The organism is Actinoplanes sp. KI2 (assembly GCF_025630775.1).
Taxonomy (GTDB): Bacteria; Actinomycetota; Actinomycetes; order Mycobacteriales; family Micromonosporaceae; genus Actinoplanes.
In genome coordinates this window covers 1-444 of sequence record NZ_JAOSZE010000163.1, presented here as the reverse complement: position 1 = coordinate 444, position 444 = coordinate 1, and the positions used below count along the sequence as shown (strand labels likewise).

Genomic DNA, 444 nt, shown 5'->3' with positions numbered 1-444 from the left:
ACAGCTACCCGCCCCGTTGTACGCCTCCCGGCTATTGCTCTCCGCCAACGCCGGCAGCGTCGGGTCGGACTTGTACGTCTTGGACGTCGTCTGCGTCTGGTCGTAGTCCAGGTCCGCGGTCGTGGTCACCACCGCATGCCCGGCACCCACCACACTGTCGAGCATCGTCTTGAGCGAGGAGTTCATCCGGTTCTGGAACGCCACCGTCTGCGCCTGGTTGCTGTTATCCCCACCGGTGCCGACCGCCTCACCACCACCGGTCGACAGGACCTTCCCGTCCGCGCCGGCCACCGTGATCTGCGTCGGGTCCAGCCCCTCCACACTCGAAGCAACCAGATGCACGATCGCCTTGACCTGCTCACCCGACAGCGGCTGCGTCTGCTTCGAGGCCACCAGCACCGACGCGGTCGGCTTGTCCTGATCGTCGGCGAACACATCCTTGGC

Annotated in this window: 1 protein-coding gene; it reads right to left on the bottom strand. The window is 66.0% G+C overall.

The features are described from left to right. Nucleotides 1-444, bottom strand: a 444-nt coding sequence (locus tag ODJ79_RS46780) for a flagellar M-ring protein FliF C-terminal domain-containing protein (RefSeq protein ID WP_317620768.1), incomplete at both ends; no start/stop codon positions are given.